The 14,138-nt window shown below is 74.9% G+C and carries 12 protein-coding genes and 1 riboswitch; of the genes, 3 read left to right on the forward strand and 9 right to left on the reverse strand.

Annotated features, from left to right (window positions below):
• Window positions 1–65: 65 nt before the first annotated feature.
• Complete coding sequence (locus tag ABZ128_RS17660; RefSeq protein ID WP_356849303.1) at window positions 66–809, forward strand: ZIP family metal transporter; 744 nt, start codon at window positions 66–68, stop codon at window positions 807–809.
• A gap of 2 nt (window positions 810–811) precedes the next feature.
• Here ABZ128_RS17660 and ABZ128_RS17665 read toward each other — a convergent pair whose 3' ends face one another.
• The 7 genes from ABZ128_RS17665 to ABZ128_RS17695 form a co-directional block, all read right to left on the reverse strand.
• On the reverse strand, window positions 812–2,209 hold the full coding sequence (locus ABZ128_RS17665; protein ID WP_356849305.1) for a cobyrinate a,c-diamide synthase: 1,398 nt from the start codon (window positions 2,207–2,209) through the stop codon (window positions 812–814).
• Window positions 2,206–2,805 carry a cob(I)yrinic acid a,c-diamide adenosyltransferase gene (gene cobO / locus ABZ128_RS17670; RefSeq protein ID WP_356849307.1) on the reverse strand — a complete coding sequence of 200 codons (600 nt, stop codon included), beginning with the start codon at window positions 2,803–2,805 and terminating at the stop codon, window positions 2,206–2,208. Before cobO ends, ABZ128_RS17665 begins: the two co-directional genes overlap by 4 nt.
• On the reverse strand, window positions 2,805–4,898 hold the full coding sequence (locus tag ABZ128_RS17675; protein ID WP_356849309.1) for a putative cobaltochelatase: 2,094 nt from the start codon (window positions 4,896–4,898) through the stop codon (window positions 2,805–2,807). Before ABZ128_RS17675 ends, cobO begins: the two co-directional genes overlap by 1 nt.
• A 337-nt stretch (window positions 4,899–5,235) precedes the next feature.
• Complete coding sequence (locus ABZ128_RS17680) at window positions 5,236–6,756, reverse strand: cobyric acid synthase (RefSeq protein ID WP_356849310.1); 1,521 nt, start codon at window positions 6,754–6,756, stop codon at window positions 5,236–5,238.
• Window positions 6,753–7,712: a cobalamin biosynthesis protein gene (locus tag ABZ128_RS17685; protein WP_356849311.1), complete on the reverse strand. Its 960-nt coding sequence runs from the start codon at window positions 7,710–7,712 to the stop codon at window positions 6,753–6,755. The genes ABZ128_RS17680 and ABZ128_RS17685 overlap by 4 nt, the downstream gene beginning before the upstream one ends.
• A 58-nt stretch (window positions 7,713–7,770) precedes the next feature.
• Window positions 7,771–7,860, reverse strand: a riboswitch (cobalamin riboswitch).
• 168 nt (window positions 7,861–8,028) lie between these two features.
• Window positions 8,029–8,250, reverse strand: coding sequence for a hypothetical protein (locus ABZ128_RS17690; protein ID WP_356849312.1), 222 nt, complete (start codon window positions 8,248–8,250; stop codon window positions 8,029–8,031).
• 28 nt (window positions 8,251–8,278) lie between these two features.
• Window positions 8,279–9,547, reverse strand: a complete 1,269-nt coding sequence (locus ABZ128_RS17695) for an inorganic phosphate transporter (RefSeq protein WP_356849313.1) — start codon at window positions 9,545–9,547, stop codon at window positions 8,279–8,281.
• 354 nt (window positions 9,548–9,901) lie between these two features.
• On the opposite strand from ABZ128_RS17695, the gene ABZ128_RS17700 reads away from it, so the two are divergent.
• Both ABZ128_RS17700 and ABZ128_RS17705 read left to right on the forward strand, forming a co-directional pair.
• Window positions 9,902–11,032, forward strand: a complete 1,131-nt coding sequence (locus ABZ128_RS17700; RefSeq protein WP_356849315.1) for an alpha/beta fold hydrolase — start codon at window positions 9,902–9,904, stop codon at window positions 11,030–11,032.
• A 207-nt stretch (window positions 11,033–11,239) separates the two neighbouring features.
• Entirely contained in the window at window positions 11,240–12,574 is a 1,335-nt protein-coding gene (locus tag ABZ128_RS17705; protein ID WP_356849365.1) for a hypothetical protein, read from the forward strand.
• A 15-nt stretch (window positions 12,575–12,589) separates the two neighbouring features.
• On the opposite strand, the gene ABZ128_RS17710 is transcribed toward ABZ128_RS17705, so the two are convergent.
• Window positions 12,590–12,985, reverse strand: coding sequence for a VOC family protein (locus ABZ128_RS17710; protein ID WP_356849316.1), 396 nt, complete (start codon window positions 12,983–12,985; stop codon window positions 12,590–12,592).
• 81 nt (window positions 12,986–13,066) lie between these two features.
• The gene (locus tag ABZ128_RS17715) at window positions 13,067–13,957 is read right to left on the reverse strand and encodes a neutral zinc metallopeptidase (RefSeq protein ID WP_356849318.1); all 891 of its coding nucleotides are present in this window, start codon (window positions 13,955–13,957) and stop codon (window positions 13,067–13,069) included.
• Between the last annotated feature and the right edge of the window lie 181 nt (window positions 13,958–14,138).

The raw sequence follows: 14,138 nt of genomic DNA on the forward strand, positions 1-14,138 counted from the left end.
CGTTCGTGGCCCGCCACCCGCGCGCAGACGTGCGCGAGCGGCGAGGAGTCGGTATCCAGGGGCACATGGCCGTGATCGTGGCGTTGGGCGCGTTCCTGATGACCCTGGCGGGCGGGTGGACGGCGCAGCGCGTCACCGACCGCCGCCACCTCGTGCTGGGCCTCGCCGGCGGGCTGATGCTCGGCGTGGTGGGCCTCGACCTGCTGCCGGAGGCGATGAATGCCGCCGGGCAGCGGGTCTTCGGAGTGCCGCTCGCCCTGCTGCTGTTCGTCGCCGGATTCCTGACCGCGCACGTCGTGGAACGGCTCCTGGCCGTACGCCAGGCCGCGCACGGCGCCGAGAACGGCACCGCGACCGGCGCCGGGGGCCGCGTCCCCGAGGTCGGGCTGACGGCTGCCGCGGCCATGGTCGGCCACAGCGTCGCCGACGGGGTCGCCCTGGGCGCGGCATTCCAGGTCGGCGGCGGGATGGGCGTGGCCGTCGCACTGGCGGTGATCACCCACGACTTCGCCGACGGGTTCAACACGTACACACTCACCCGCCTGTACGGGAACGCCCGCCGCCGGGCCCTGATGATGCTCTTCGCCGACGCGGCGGCCCCGGTCGTGGGCGCGGCGTCCACCCTGCTGTTCATCCTTCCGGAGGAACCGCTCGGGGCGTACCTCGGCTTCTTCGGAGGGGTCCTGCTCTACCTGGCCGCCGCCGAGATCCTGCCCGAGGCGCACCACCGGCACCCCGCCCTGTCCACGCTGATGTGCACGGTGGGCGGGGTGGCCGGGATCTGGCTCGTGGTGGGCCTCGCGGACTGACGTCACCGGTGCGCTGCCGCGGATTCCACGAAGCGCCCGGCCACGGAGGGCTCCGCCGCCCAGTGCGTGTGCAGGTAGCTGGCGTGCACCCCCTGCCGGACGAAGCCCTCGACGCGCCGCTCGGGGTGCGTGAACCCCCACGCCGGCGCCGCCCCGGCGCCCGGCTCGATCACCGTCCGGTGGAACTCGTGCCCGCGCAGCCGGGTGCCGGCCGCGGCGAGGGAGCTGTCCGACACCGCGACGGCCTCCCGGTAGCCCAGCGTCAACCGCTCCGACATCCGCGCATCGGCGTCGAGGACCCCGCACATCGGCTTCCCGTCGAGCGAGCGGGCGAGGTACAGCAGGCCCGCGCACTCGGCGGCCACGGGCCCGCCCGCCGCGGCGAAGTCCGCCACCGCCTTGCGCAGCGGCTCGTTGGCGGACAGCTCCGGCGCGTACACCTCCGGGAACCCGCCGCCGATCACCAGGCCCGCGGTCCCGGGCGGGAGCGTTTCGTCCCGCAAGGGGTCGAAGGTGACGACCTCCGCCCCGGCCGCGGTGAGCAGCTCCGCGTGCTCGGCGTACGAGAACGTGAACGCGGCCCCGCCGGCGACGGCGACCACCGGCCGCTCGCCGGCGCCGAGCGGCGAGGACCCGGGCTGCGCCGACGGGCCGAGCGCGGCCCCCGGCGACCACGGCTCGCAGTGCAGCGGGGGCGCCGACCGGGCCAGGGCCAGCAGCCCGTCCAGGTCGCAGCCGGCCCGGACCTGCTCGGCGAGGGCCGCCACCGCGACCAGCGCATCGGCCCGCCGCTCCGCCACCGGCACCAGCCCCAGGTGCCGCGACGGCGCAGCCACCTGTGGAGCGCGCCGCAGCACACCGAGCACCGGGGTGCCCGCCTCCTCCAGCGCCTCCCGGAGCATCGCCTCGTGCCGGTCGGAGCCGACCTTGTTCAGGATCACGCCCCCCAGCCGCACCTGCGGGTCGAAGGACGCGAAGCCGTGCACCAGCGCCGCCACCGACCGCGACTGCGACGAGGCGTCGACCACCAGCACCACCGGCGCCCGCAGCAGCTTCGCCACCTGCGCCGTCGACGCCAGCTCACCCCGCCCCGCGGCCCCGTCGTAGAGCCCCATCACGCCCTCGACCAGCGCGAGGTCGCAGCCGGCCGCCCCGTGCGCGAACAGCGGGGCGACCAGGTCCGGCCCGCACATGAAGGCGTCCAGGTTGCGGCCCGGACGGCCCGTGGCCAGCGCGTGGTAGCCCGGGTCGATGTAGTCGGGCCCGGCCTTGTGCGGGGACACGGCGAGGCCGCGTTCCGAGAAGGCCGCCATCAGGCCCGTCGCGACGGTGGTCTTGCCGCTGCCGGAGGACGGCGCGGCGATGACCAGGCGCGGGACGGCGAGGTGCTGCGGGTTCACCACTCGATGCCCTTCTGGCCCTTCTGGCCGGCGTCCATCGGGTGCTTGACCTTGGTCATCTCCGTGACCAGGTCCGCGAACTCCACCAGCTTCCCGGGCGCGTTGCGGCCCGTGATCACCACGTGCTGGGTGCCGGGCCGGTTGCGCAGCACCTCGATGACCTCGTCGACGTCGATCCAGCCCCAGTGCATCGGGTACGCGAACTCGTCCAGCACGTACAGCCGGTGGGTCTCGGCGGCCAGGTCGCGCTTGACCTGCTCCCAGCCCTCCTTGGCCGCCTGCTCGTTGTCGAGCTGCGCGTCGCGCTGGACCCAGGACCAGCCCTCGCCCATCTTGTGCCAGACGACCGAGCCGCCCTCGCCGGAGGCGCCGAGCACCTTGAGCGCGTTCTCCTCGCCGACCTTCCACTTCGCCGACTTGACGAACTGGAACACCCCGATCGGCCAGCCCTGGTTCCAGGCGCGCAGCGCCAGCCCGAAGGCCGCCGTCGACTTGCCCTTGCCCGGTCCGGTGTGGACGAAGACGAGCGGGCGGTTGCGGCGCTGACGCGTCGTGAGACCGTCGTCCGGAACGACGGTCGGCTGTCCCTGCGGCATTACGCGGCCCTCCTGGGGGTCTCTGATGCGGTACGTACGTTCTTCACGAGCCCGGCCAGCGAGTCGGCCCGCAGCCCGTCGAGGGTGACGGCGGGCCCGCCGAGGTCGGCGGCGAGCGCCGCGGCCAGCCCCAGCCGGACCGGCCCCGACTCACAGTCCACGACCACCGAGGCGGTGCCCTCGGCCGCCAGCAGCCGGGCGCTGCGCGCCGAGAGCTCGCGCGGCGTGTCGCCCGGCCGCCCGCCGGGGGCGCCGGCCGAGGTGGCCCGCCCGTCGGTGACGAGCACGAGCAGCGGCCGGCGGCTCGGATCCCGCAACCGCTCGATCCGCAGCACCTCGTGGGCCTTGAGCAGGCCCGCGGCGAGCGGGGTGCGGCCGCCGGTCGGAAGCCGCTCCAGCCGCGCCGCCGCGGCCTCCACGGAGGAGGTGGGCGGCAGGGCCAGCTCGGCGCCGGCCCCGCGGAAGGTGATCAGGCCGACCTTGTCCCGCCGCTGGTAGGCGTCCAGCAGCAGCGAGAGCACCGCGCCCTTGACCGCGCTCATGCGCTGCCGGGCGGCCATCGAGCCGGAGGCGTCGACGACGAACAGGACGAGGTTGCCCTCGCGGCCCTCCCGGGTGGCCTGGCGCAAGTCGTCCTTGCGGACGACGAGCCCGCGGCCGCTGCGCCCGCGCGCCTTCTGGTGCGGGGCGGCGGCCTGGACGGTCGCGGCCAGGTGCAGCTTCGTCAGCTGGCCGCGGGGGCGCTGGGCACCGGTGGTGCGGCCGTGCGCGGTGCGGGCGCGGGAGCGCCGCCCGGCCGCGCCCTCGCCGAGGCCCGGCACGCTGAGCATCTTGGTCCGGAACGGCTCGGCGGCCCGTACGGCGGCCTGTTCGGCCCCGTCGGCCCCGCCCTGGGGGGCGGAGGGCTGCGGCTCGGGGGCCTCGCCCTCGGGAGCCGCGGTCTCCTCCGGCGCGTGCCCGGTCTCGGGGCCGCCCTGCGGGGGGACGCCGCCGCCGTCGGGGCCGTCGCCGTCGTCGGGGCCGTCACCGCCGTCGTCCGGACCGTCCGGCTCCGGGTCGGGCTCGTCCTGTGGTTCCTCGTCGGGGAACCGGTCCAGGATCTCGTCGAGCTTGTCCTCGTCCAGCCCGGGCGCGTCGAACGGGTTGCGGCGCCGCCGGTGGGGGAGCGCCAGCAGCGCGGCCTGCCGTACGTCCTCCTTGCGCACCTCGGTCCGCCCGGCCCACGCGGCCAGCGCCGATGCCGTCCGGGCCATCACGATGTCGGCGCGCATGCCGTCGACCTCGAAGCCGGCGCAGGTCGCCGCGATCTGCAGGAGCGCGGTGTCGCCGAGGCGGACCTGCGGAAGCAGGGCGCGGGCGGCCACCACCCTGGCCCGTACGTCCTGTTCCTCACCGGCCCAGCGGGCCGCGAAGGCGGCCGGGTCGTCCTCGTACGCGAGCCGGCGCCGCACCACCTCGACCCGCTGGGCGGGCTCGCGGGAGGCCGCGACCTCGACGGTCAGCCCGAACCGGTCGAGCAGCTGCGGGCGGAGCTCGCCCTCCTCGGGGTTCATGGTGCCGACGAGCAGGAAGCGGGCGGCGTGGCGTACGGAGACGCCCTCGCGTTCCACGTAGGAGGCGCCCATGGCGGCGGCGTCGAGGAGTACGTCCACGAGGTGATCGTGCAAGAGGTTGACTTCGTCGACGTAGAGGATCCCGCGGTGCGCGTCGGCCAGCAGGCCCGGCTCGAAGGCCTTCACGCCCTCGGCCAGCGCCCGCTCGATGTCGAGAGCGCCGACGAGCCGGTCCTCGGAGGCACCGACGGGCAGTTCGACCATCCGGGCGGGGCGGGCGGTGCCGGGCCCGGGCTCGTGCGGGCCGTCGGGGCAGGTCGGGTCGGGAGCGCCGGGCGCGCACGAGAACCGGCAGCCGGGGACGACGTCCACCTGCGGCAGCAGCGCGGACAGCGCGCGGACGGCGGTGGACTTGGCGGTCCCCTTCTCGCCGCGCACCAGCACACCGCCGACCGCCGGGCTCACGGCGTTGAGCAGGAGCGCCAGCCGCAGGTCGGTCTGGCCGACCACTGCGGTGAACGGGTAGGGTGCGCCGCTCATGAACCGATCACTCCTTCGAGTGGCTTGTGCCGACGCAGCCGCCGACGCAGTCCCATCGTGCAAAAGTTCCAGTGTGCTCCCCGCTCGCGCGGGGGTGATCCCGGGTACGGCGTCCTCATGCGGCGCCCCTTTCTGTGCTCCCCGCTCGCGCGGGGTGATCGCCGGCTCCGCCGCCCGATGCTGCCCCGGCCTACAGCTACGGATCCGCTCAGCGGTAGTTCGACCCCCGGTGGGGCTGGATCCAGCGCGTCCGGCGGTTGAGGACCAGGGTCCGGGGCGGAGCCCCGGGGAACGGCGGAAGGGCGGGTAGGGGACGAGCCCCGCAGGGCGCGGCCGCTCACGGCGCGCCCGGGGGGAGGAACGGCAGGCCCGCCGGGGCGCCGTCCTCGATCAGCTTCAGCAGGGCACCGGTGTCCGCGTGCTCCTCGATCAGGTCGCCGAGCAGGTCCAACTGTTCCTCCCGCAGCGCACCGAAGGACGTGTCCGGAGCCGGCACGAACCGGCGGCCGGCCGCCGCCGCCACCTCCCGCAGGAACGCCCGGCGGAAGCCGTCCGACTCCAGCGAGCCGTGCCAGTGGGTGCCCCACACCGAACCGACCCGGCACCCGTCGAGGAAGGGCTCCCCGCCCAGCACCTCGGCGACCCCGTGGTGGATCTCGTACCCCTCGACGGGCTCGCCCAGCGCCGTGCCGACGGGCCGGGCCAGGGTCTTCTCCGGCGCGAACCGCACCCGTACCGGCAGCAGCCCGAGCCCCGCGACCGAGCCCGCCTTGGACTCCACCTCGTCCTCGATGTGTTCGCCCAGCACCTGGAAGCCGCCGCAGATCCCCAGCACCGGCCGCCCCTCGGCGGCCCGCCGTGCCAGGGCGTCGGCCAGCCCGCGCTCGCGCAGCCATTCCAGGGCCTTCACCGTGCCGCGCGTACCGGGGACGACGACCAGGTCGGCGTCCGCCAGTTCCTCGGCCCGGTCCACGAACCGCACCACCACGCCCGGCTCCGCCGCCAGCGCGTCGACGTCCGTGAAGTTCGACATCAGCGGCACCGCGCACACCGCGACCCGCAGGACGTCCTCGCCGGCCGGCGGGGCCACCACCGACTCCCGGACCGCCCCGCGCAGCGAGACGCGCAGCCCGTCCTCCTCGTCGATGCCCAGCCCGTGCCGGTAGGGCAGCACGCCGTACGTCGCGCGGCCGGTCAGCCCCCGCAGCATCTCCATGCCGGGCTCCAGCAGCGAGACGTCGCCGCGGAACTTGTTCACCAGGTAGCCGGCGATCAGCGACTGGTCCTGCGGCGACAGGAGCGCCGTCGTACCGAAGAACGACGCGAAGACCCCGCCCCGGTCGATGTCGCCGACCACGACCACCGGGAAGCGCGCGGCCCGCGCGATGCCCATGTTCACGATGTCGGTCCGGCGCAGGTTGATCTCGGCCGGACTGCCCGCCCCCTCGCAGATCACGGCGTCATACGTGCCCCGCAGCTGCTCCAGGCAGTCCGTGACGACGCCGAGCAACTGCTCCTGGCGGCCGCCGTGGTAGCCGCGCGCACTCATCTCGCCCACCGGCTTGCCCAGCAGCACCACCTGGCTGCTGCGGTCGCTGCCCGGCTTGAGCAGCACGGGGTTCATCAGCGCGGTCGGCTCCACGCGGGCCGCCTGCGCCTGCATCGCCTGGGCGCGTCCGATCTCGGCGCCCTCGCGGGTCACGAACGAGTTCAGCGACATGTTCTGCGCCTTGAACGGGGCGACCTTCACGCCCTGGCGCACCAGCCAGCGGCAGATGCCCGCCGTGACCACGCTCTTGCCGGCGTCCGAGGTCGTACCCGCGACGAGGAGTCCCCCGCCCGCCTTCGCGCTGCTCATGCCCGTCCCCTCCCAGTCCGACGTGACACCGCACACCGCAGTGCCACACATGCCCCCAGCGCCAGCCAGGTCACCTGCCGGGACAGCCGTACGGCCCGCTCGATGTCCGAGACCTCCACCGGCCGCCCCGTCCCGCCGTTGAGCACGGCCCGGTGCTCGACCCGTCCCCCGTACGCGAGGGTGCCGCCCAGGCGTACGCCGAGCGCCCCGGCGAACGAGGCCTCCACGGGGCCGGCGTTCGGGCTCGGGTGCTTCGCGGCGTCCGCGCGCCAGGCCCGTACGGCTCCCCGCCGGTCGGGTCCGGCCACCACGGCGGCCAGGGCGGTGAGCCGGGCGCCCGGCCAGCCCGCCAGGTCGTCGAGCCGGGCCGAGGCCCAGCCGTAGCGCAGGTAGCGGGGGGACTTGTGGCCCACCATCGCGTCCAGGGTGTTCACGGCGCGGAAGGCCAGCAGCCCGGGGACGCCCGCGACGGCCCCCCACACCAGGGCGCCGACCACCGCGTCGGAGGTGTTCTCGGCGACGGACTCCACGACGGCACGGGCCATCTGCTGCTCGTCCAGGGCCTGGGGATCACGCCCGCACAGGTGCGGCAGCCGTTCGCGGGCCACCTCGGCGTCCCCGGCGGCGAGCGCACCGCCGATGGCCCGGGCCTCCCGGCCCAGCGAGGTGCCGCCCACGACGGCCCAGGTGGCCGCGGCGGTCAGGGCGATACGGGCGGCCGCGGGCCGGGAGCGCACGGCGCGGGCGCCCAGCGCCCCGACGGCGGCCGCGCCCCCGGCGCACACGAGGGTGTGGAGCAGGCCCCGGGCGCGGTCGTCGCGCCACAGGGCGCGTTCGACGGCGGCGGCTGCTCGTCCGAAGGCGGCCACGGGGTGCCCGCGGCGCGGATCACCGAGGATCCGGTCGCCGATCAGGCCCGCCGTGGCGCCGTACGCGAAGACGCGATCGGCACGCATGGTGGCAGGTAGGTCCTCACTCAGGGTCCGCGCCCTGGTTCGACGTGTCCGGCGGCGAGAGTTCCTGGCTCCCGGGAGGCCGCACGCAGCGCGTGCGCTCCCCGGTGACAGTGGCGGGACCGCGCCGGATTCGCACCGGACTTCCTCTCCATGCCGCCGTATTGGCCCGCGCAGTCCACCACGCACCGCGAACGCCCGTCAACTCGCCGTTGACCTGCGGTGACACATGGCACAAGGCTCCCCCCGGGCGAACCCGGGGGGAGCCTTGTCCATGCGTGTGAAGGACGCGTCCACCGGACGCGCCCGGCAGACCCGCCTAGGAGACGATCAGGTAGATCCCGTACGCCACGGCCGCCGCGACGAGCGCGAAGCAGGCGTACGCACCGCTGCGGGCCAGGGTGGCGGTGCCGCCCTGCTCGGTGGCGGTCTCGTGCTTGGACAGGCACACCAGGCCCAGGGTGAACAGGGCCACGAGGGCGACGGTGGCCGAGAGGCTGACCCCGAAGACGGAGCCGAGTGCTGCCCAGTCGATCTTCATACCGCTGATTCCTCTGTCGTTCTCGGGGTCAGACCGCGGCGGCCGGAGCCGCGGGGGTCGTCTGGGCGGCCGCCGGGATGGTGGCCTTGAGGTCCTCGTCGGTCACGGCGGCAGCCGTGGCGGCGGCCGTGGTCGGCGGGACGGTGACCGCGGCCATGGCCGTGGTGACGACACCCGGCTCCTCGGCGGCGGCCGTCTGCGTCTCGTTGACGTTGTGGTGGTCGACGACCTGGCGGCGCGAGATCAGCCAGATGCCGGCGCAGGCGCCGATCAGGAAGACGGCGACGGCGGCGACGCCGATGTCACCGGTCCGCATGACGAACTCGGCGCCGGAGGCGACCACGGCCGCGGCGGGGAGCGTCAGGCCCCAGGCGATGAACATGCGGGTGGCGGTGGACCAGCGGACCACACCGCCCTTGCGGCCCAGGCCCGCACCCATGACGGCGCCGGAGCACGCGTGGGTGGTGGAGAGGGAGAAGCCGAGGTTGGAGGAGGCCAGGATGACGCTCGCGGCCGAGGTCTGGGCGGCGAAGCCCTGCTGCGGCTGGAGGTCGGTCAGGCCGCTGCCCATGGTGCGGATGATGCGCCAGCCGCCCAGGTAGGTGCCCAGGGCGATGGCCATGCCGGCGGAGACGATGACCCAGACCGGCGGGTTCGCGCCGGAGTCCAGGGCGCCGCCGGCCACCAGGGCCAGCGTGATGATGCCCATCGTCTTCTGCGCGTCGTTGGTGCCGTGCGCGAGGGAGACGAGGCCGGCCGAGGCGATCTGTCCGGCGCGGTAGCCCTTGGTGGCGGTCTTTCCGCCGACCTTGCCGCCGAGCTTGTACGTGACCTTGGCGGCCAGCATCGCGGCCACGCCGGCCACGATCGGGGCGGCGACGGCGGGGATGAGCACCTTGGTGACCACGACGCTGCCGTTGACCGCGCCGAGGCCGGCAGAGGCGACCGCGGCACCGATCAGGCCGCCCATCAGGGCGTGGGAGGAGCTGGAGGGGAGCCCGACCAGCCAGGTGACGAGGTTCCAGAGGATCGCGCCGACCAGGGCGGCGAAGATCACTTCGGGCTGGATGCCCTCCTCGTTGACCAGGCCCTTGGAGATCGTCTTGGCGACCTCCACGGACATGAACGCGCCGACGAGGTTGAGCACGGCGGACATGGCCACCGCCGTCTTGGGCTTGAGGGCGCCGGTCGAGATGGTGGTGGCCATCGCGTTGGCTGTGTCGTGGAAACCGTTCGTGAAGTCGAACACGAGAGCGGTGATGATCACGATCCCGAGGAGAAGCGTTATGTGCTCCATTTACCCAGGCTTCTGTTTGGCGTCAGTGGCTCGGCGACCGTAGGCAACCTGAGTGAACGGAAGATGAACTGACACGGTCGGAGTGGTGTACCGGCCCGGTCGTGGACGGCCTGGTTCGTCCGGTTTCCGTCGTGGATATCGCCATTAATGCACGTCAAAGCCGGGTGAACGGACCCTTCCGGAGGTGTCCCGGACCCGCGGAACCCGCCCCGGGGGCTCCCGGAAGAGATCTAGATCACTCCGGCGGAAGGCCGGGCGCGGGTGCTTTCGGAGCAGGTGCGGAGCCTCTCCGGGCCGCTTCCGGAACCTTCCGCTCCAGTGGCCCGCCCGCGCTCCCGCCCCGACACTGGAGCGGTGCGTACCGCCACAGCGACGGCCGGGGCCGTCACCACCGCCCTCCTCGGCGCCGGCGCCGCCGTGATCGCGGCCGGCCGGTACGCCGCCGACGCCGCCCTGCGGCCCCGGCCCGGCCGGCCGCTGCCCGGCGGACCCCGGCTCAGCGTCCACTCCACCGCAGCCGGCCGCGTCGCCCTGACCCGCTCCCTGGCCTCCCTGCGCCCCGGCACGTACGGGCTGGACGCGCCCGGGGTGCACGCCGTCGTCGGGCCCGTACTCGACGGGGTCCCGCACGAACCCGACACCGTCGTGCGCCGGCTCCTCTCCGTCACCCACGGCGCCCTCGACCCCGGCACCCGGGTCACCCTCACCCCGCAGGTCCACGTGGGCAACCCGCGCACCGCCCTCGGGCTCGACCACGCCGACGTGGACGTCCCCGGGGAGCTCGGCGCCCTGCCCGCCTGGTTCGTCCCCGCCGCCCGCGACACCTGGGTGATCACCGTGCACGGGCTCGGCACCACCCGCGAGCACCCGATGACGGTCATGCCCTTCCTGCACCGCCACCGGCTGCCCGTGCTCGACCTCGCCTACCGCGGGGACCTCGGCGCCCCCGCCCCGCCGGACGGCCTCGGCCACCTCGGCGCATCGGAGTGGCGGGACCTGGACGCCGCCATCCGCTACGCCCTGCGCTACGGCGCCCGGCGCGTCGTCCTGCACGGCTGGTCCACGGGGGCGGCCATGGCCCTGCACGCCGCCGAGCGCTCCGCCCTGGCCGACCGGATCTGCGGCCTGGTGCTGGACTCGCCCGTCCTCGACTGGCACACCACCCTGCGCGCCCTCGCCGCCGCGCGCCGCACCCCGGCCGCGCTGCTGCCGTTCACGGTGCGGGCCGCCGAGGGGCGCGCCGGGCTCCGCGCCGACCGCACCGGTCCCGGGGCGGACCCCCGCGCCCTGCGCGTCCCCGTGCTGGTCTTCCACGGCCCGGACGACACGCTCGCCCCCTGGGAGCCCTCGCGCCGGCTGGCCGCCGCACGTCCCGACCTCGTCACCCTGAAGACCGTCCGCGCGGCCCCGCACGGGGCGATGTGGAACGCGGATCCGGCGCAGTACGAGGAAGCCTTGCGGCGCTTCCTCACCCCTCTCATGTGAAGGCCGTGTGCCGGACGGGGCGGGGAGGGTGCCTTGCCCCGGTCTGTCCCTCCGGGGGCTCGTGAAAACGGCCGGTTCCGTTTGGGCTTTCGGCCAGTGACGGGCGAGACTGCTTCCGTGACGTCCCGAAAGCCTGATGAGCAGTTGGCTCGCGACTCCAGACTCCGACTCGTCTCCCCGCGGTCCGTCGCCACGGCCCGCAAGGCGGTGACCGACCGACGCCCCCGGCCCGCCTCCCGGCCCCCGGCGGGCACCCCCGCCACGGCCGAACTGGCCGACCGGGCACGGGCCTCGCTCACCCACGCCGTACGGCTCGCCCGCTGGGCCGAGCTCCACCTCGGCGGCGGCGACGGAGCCCGGCCCGCCCCGGCGGGAGCGCTGCCCGCCTCCGACGTCGAACGCGCCGCGGCCGAACTGCACCTGACGCACGGACAGATCAGGGCCGGCTGGGACCGTGCCCGGCTCGCCGGCCTCGTCGAGGTGCACGGCGGCCACGCCCGGCCCGGCTGGCGGCTGCGCGCCTGGGACCGCGACGACAGCGCCGTACTGCGCGGCTGGGTCGCCCTGTTCGACGCCTGGTCGCTGGTCCACCCGGCCCCCGCCGACATCGCCCCCGCGGCCGTCGCCGAGGTGGTCGAGGCGATGCCGCAACTGCTGTCCCTGCTCCAGCTGTCCGCCGGGCCCGTGACCGTCCCCGACCTGCTCGACCTGCTCGGCCAGCGCGTGACCGAACTGCGCGACGAGCGGTGCGAGGTGCCCTACGACGCCCCCGCGCGCGACGCCTCGGCGGCCGAGCCGTCCGGGGGGCCCGCGGCTCCCTTCCCGCTCGCCCGGCTGCTGCGCTGGGCGCTCGGCGGGCTCGCCGCCGTGGACGCCGTCACCCTCGGGCCCGCGCAGGCCGCCCTGACCCCGCTCGGGAGTTGGGCGGTCTGGGTCAAGCTGGAGCAGATCTGCGTGGCGGCCCAGAGCCCCGCCGGGAACATCGAGCAGTCCGCCGCCGCCATGCTGCACGGCTGCGCCCGGCTCACCCCGGGCCCGGCCCGCGCCGAGTACCAGGCGTGGCTCGCCGCCCGGCCCGTCGGACACGCCGTCAGCGAGCTGCTACAGGCCGCCCGCGGCGAGGACGCCCTGCTGCGCGGCCTCGCCTTCGAGGCGCTGCGCGTGGTCGGCGCCCCGGCCGAGCCGGACGTGCGGGCCGCCGTGCGCGAGCCCGCGCTGCGGCCGTACGCCCTGCTCTGGCTCGCCGAACACGACGGGGTGGATCCGGACGAGGCCCAGGACGTGCTCACCCCGGAGGAGTCGACCTGGCTCTGGGTGGACACCGCCGCCGCCATCGCGGACCACGGCGAGGCGGACCTGCTGGCGCGCCACCTCGACTCGGCCGTCCGCACCACCGTTCCCCGCCTGCTGGACGAGGTCCGGGCGGTCGGCCACCCGCGCACCGTGCAGGTCCTGGTCGCGCTGGCCGCCGCCCACCCCGATCCGGCCCTGGCCAAGGCGGTCCGCCGGGCTGCCTTCCAGGTCCACACCGGCGGGGCGTAGCCCCCGCCGGGCGGGTCAGACCTGCGGTGCGTAGGTGCCGAAGCTCCAGATGTTGCCCTCGGCGTCGCGGGCCGTGTAGTCCCGCGAGCCGTAGTCCTGGTCGGTCGGCTCCATGAGGATCTCCACCCCGTGCTCGGCGGCGCGGCGGTGGTGCGCGTCCACGTCGTCGACCACCACGTAGACGCCGGCCGGGCCGGCGCCCTCCATGGCCTTGTCGAAGACGCCGCCGCGGCCCTTGCTGCCGAGCATGACGGCGCCGTTCCCGTACGAGAGCTCGGCGTGCATCACGGCGCCGTCCTCTCCCTCGTAGACGGCGACCTGGGTGAATCCGAACGCCTCCGTCAGCTGCTGGATCGCGGACTTGGCGTCGCGGTAGAGCAGGGTCGGAAAGATGGACGGAACGCCTGCCATGACGGTCACTCCTTCTCGTGCTCGCGAATGTGATCCACGTCACAGCATGGCAGGCGCCGCCGACGACCCGGGGGAGGGCCGTCAGCGGAAGGTGTTGCACTGGGTCATGTCGCCGGTGCGGTAGCCCTGGTAGAACCACTGCTGGCGCTGCGCGGCCGACCCGTGCGTCCAGGACTCGGGGGTCACCCGGCCCTGGAACTTCTCCTGGATCCGGTCGTCGCCCACCGCGGCGGCCGCGTCCAGGCCGTCCCGGATGTCCTGGTCGGTGAGGGCGGTGATCAGCGGCCTGCCCGTGGACTCGTCCGGGGTCCGCGTCGCGTTGTGCGCCCACACCCCGGCGTAGCAGTCGGCCTGGAGCTCGACCTTGACGGCGTTGCTGTTCGCGCCCTGCTGACCGTCCTGGGCCCTGCGCAGCGTGCCCGTCAGGTTCTGGACGTGGTGTCCGTACTCGTGCGCGACGACGTACGCCTGGGCGAAGGGGCCGCCGCTCGCACCGAACTGCGTCCGCAGCTGCTCGAAGAAGCCCAGGTCCAGGTAGACCTTCCGGTCGGAGGGGCAGTAGAACGGGCCGACCGCCGAGGTGGCCGCGCCGCAGGCGGTGTTCACCCGGCCGGTGAAGAAGACCGTGGAGGCCGGCGTGTACGTCCCGCCGCGGCGGGCGAACTCCTGGCGCCAGAAGTCCTGCGTGCTGTTGACGACCGCCACCAGCCGGCAGTCCTCCCGCGCGTTCGCGTCCCGCCCCTTCCGGCAGGACTGCTGCACCTCGCTGAGGCCGGAGGAGGTGGTCCGCGGCTCCGGGTTGCCCGAGGACAGCCCCAGCTGGTCCGGGCTCACACCGAAGATGATCCCGAGGACCAGCGCGATCAGCCCCGCGATGCCGCCGCCGATCGTCGCCCGGCCGCCGGGGATGCGGCTGCCGCGCTGATCGCTGACCTCGGAGGTGTCCAGATCGGCGTCGTCGTCGAACTGCATCCCGCACCGCCCTCGCTTGCGCATGCTCTGCACGTGGCCCGCACACGGCCGCCTCTGCGGCGAGTATCACCTGCTCTGCGCCGATATGCGCCCCGGCCCGCCGGGCCGGTCCGTGCGGGCGGGCGCGGGCGCGCCCTCCCCCGGCCCGCGTGCCCGGAAAGTGGTTGCGCACCCCCGGTAG

Source organism: Streptomyces sp. NPDC006326, assembly GCF_040612915.1.
Taxonomy (GTDB): domain Bacteria; phylum Actinomycetota; class Actinomycetes; order Streptomycetales; family Streptomycetaceae; genus Streptomyces.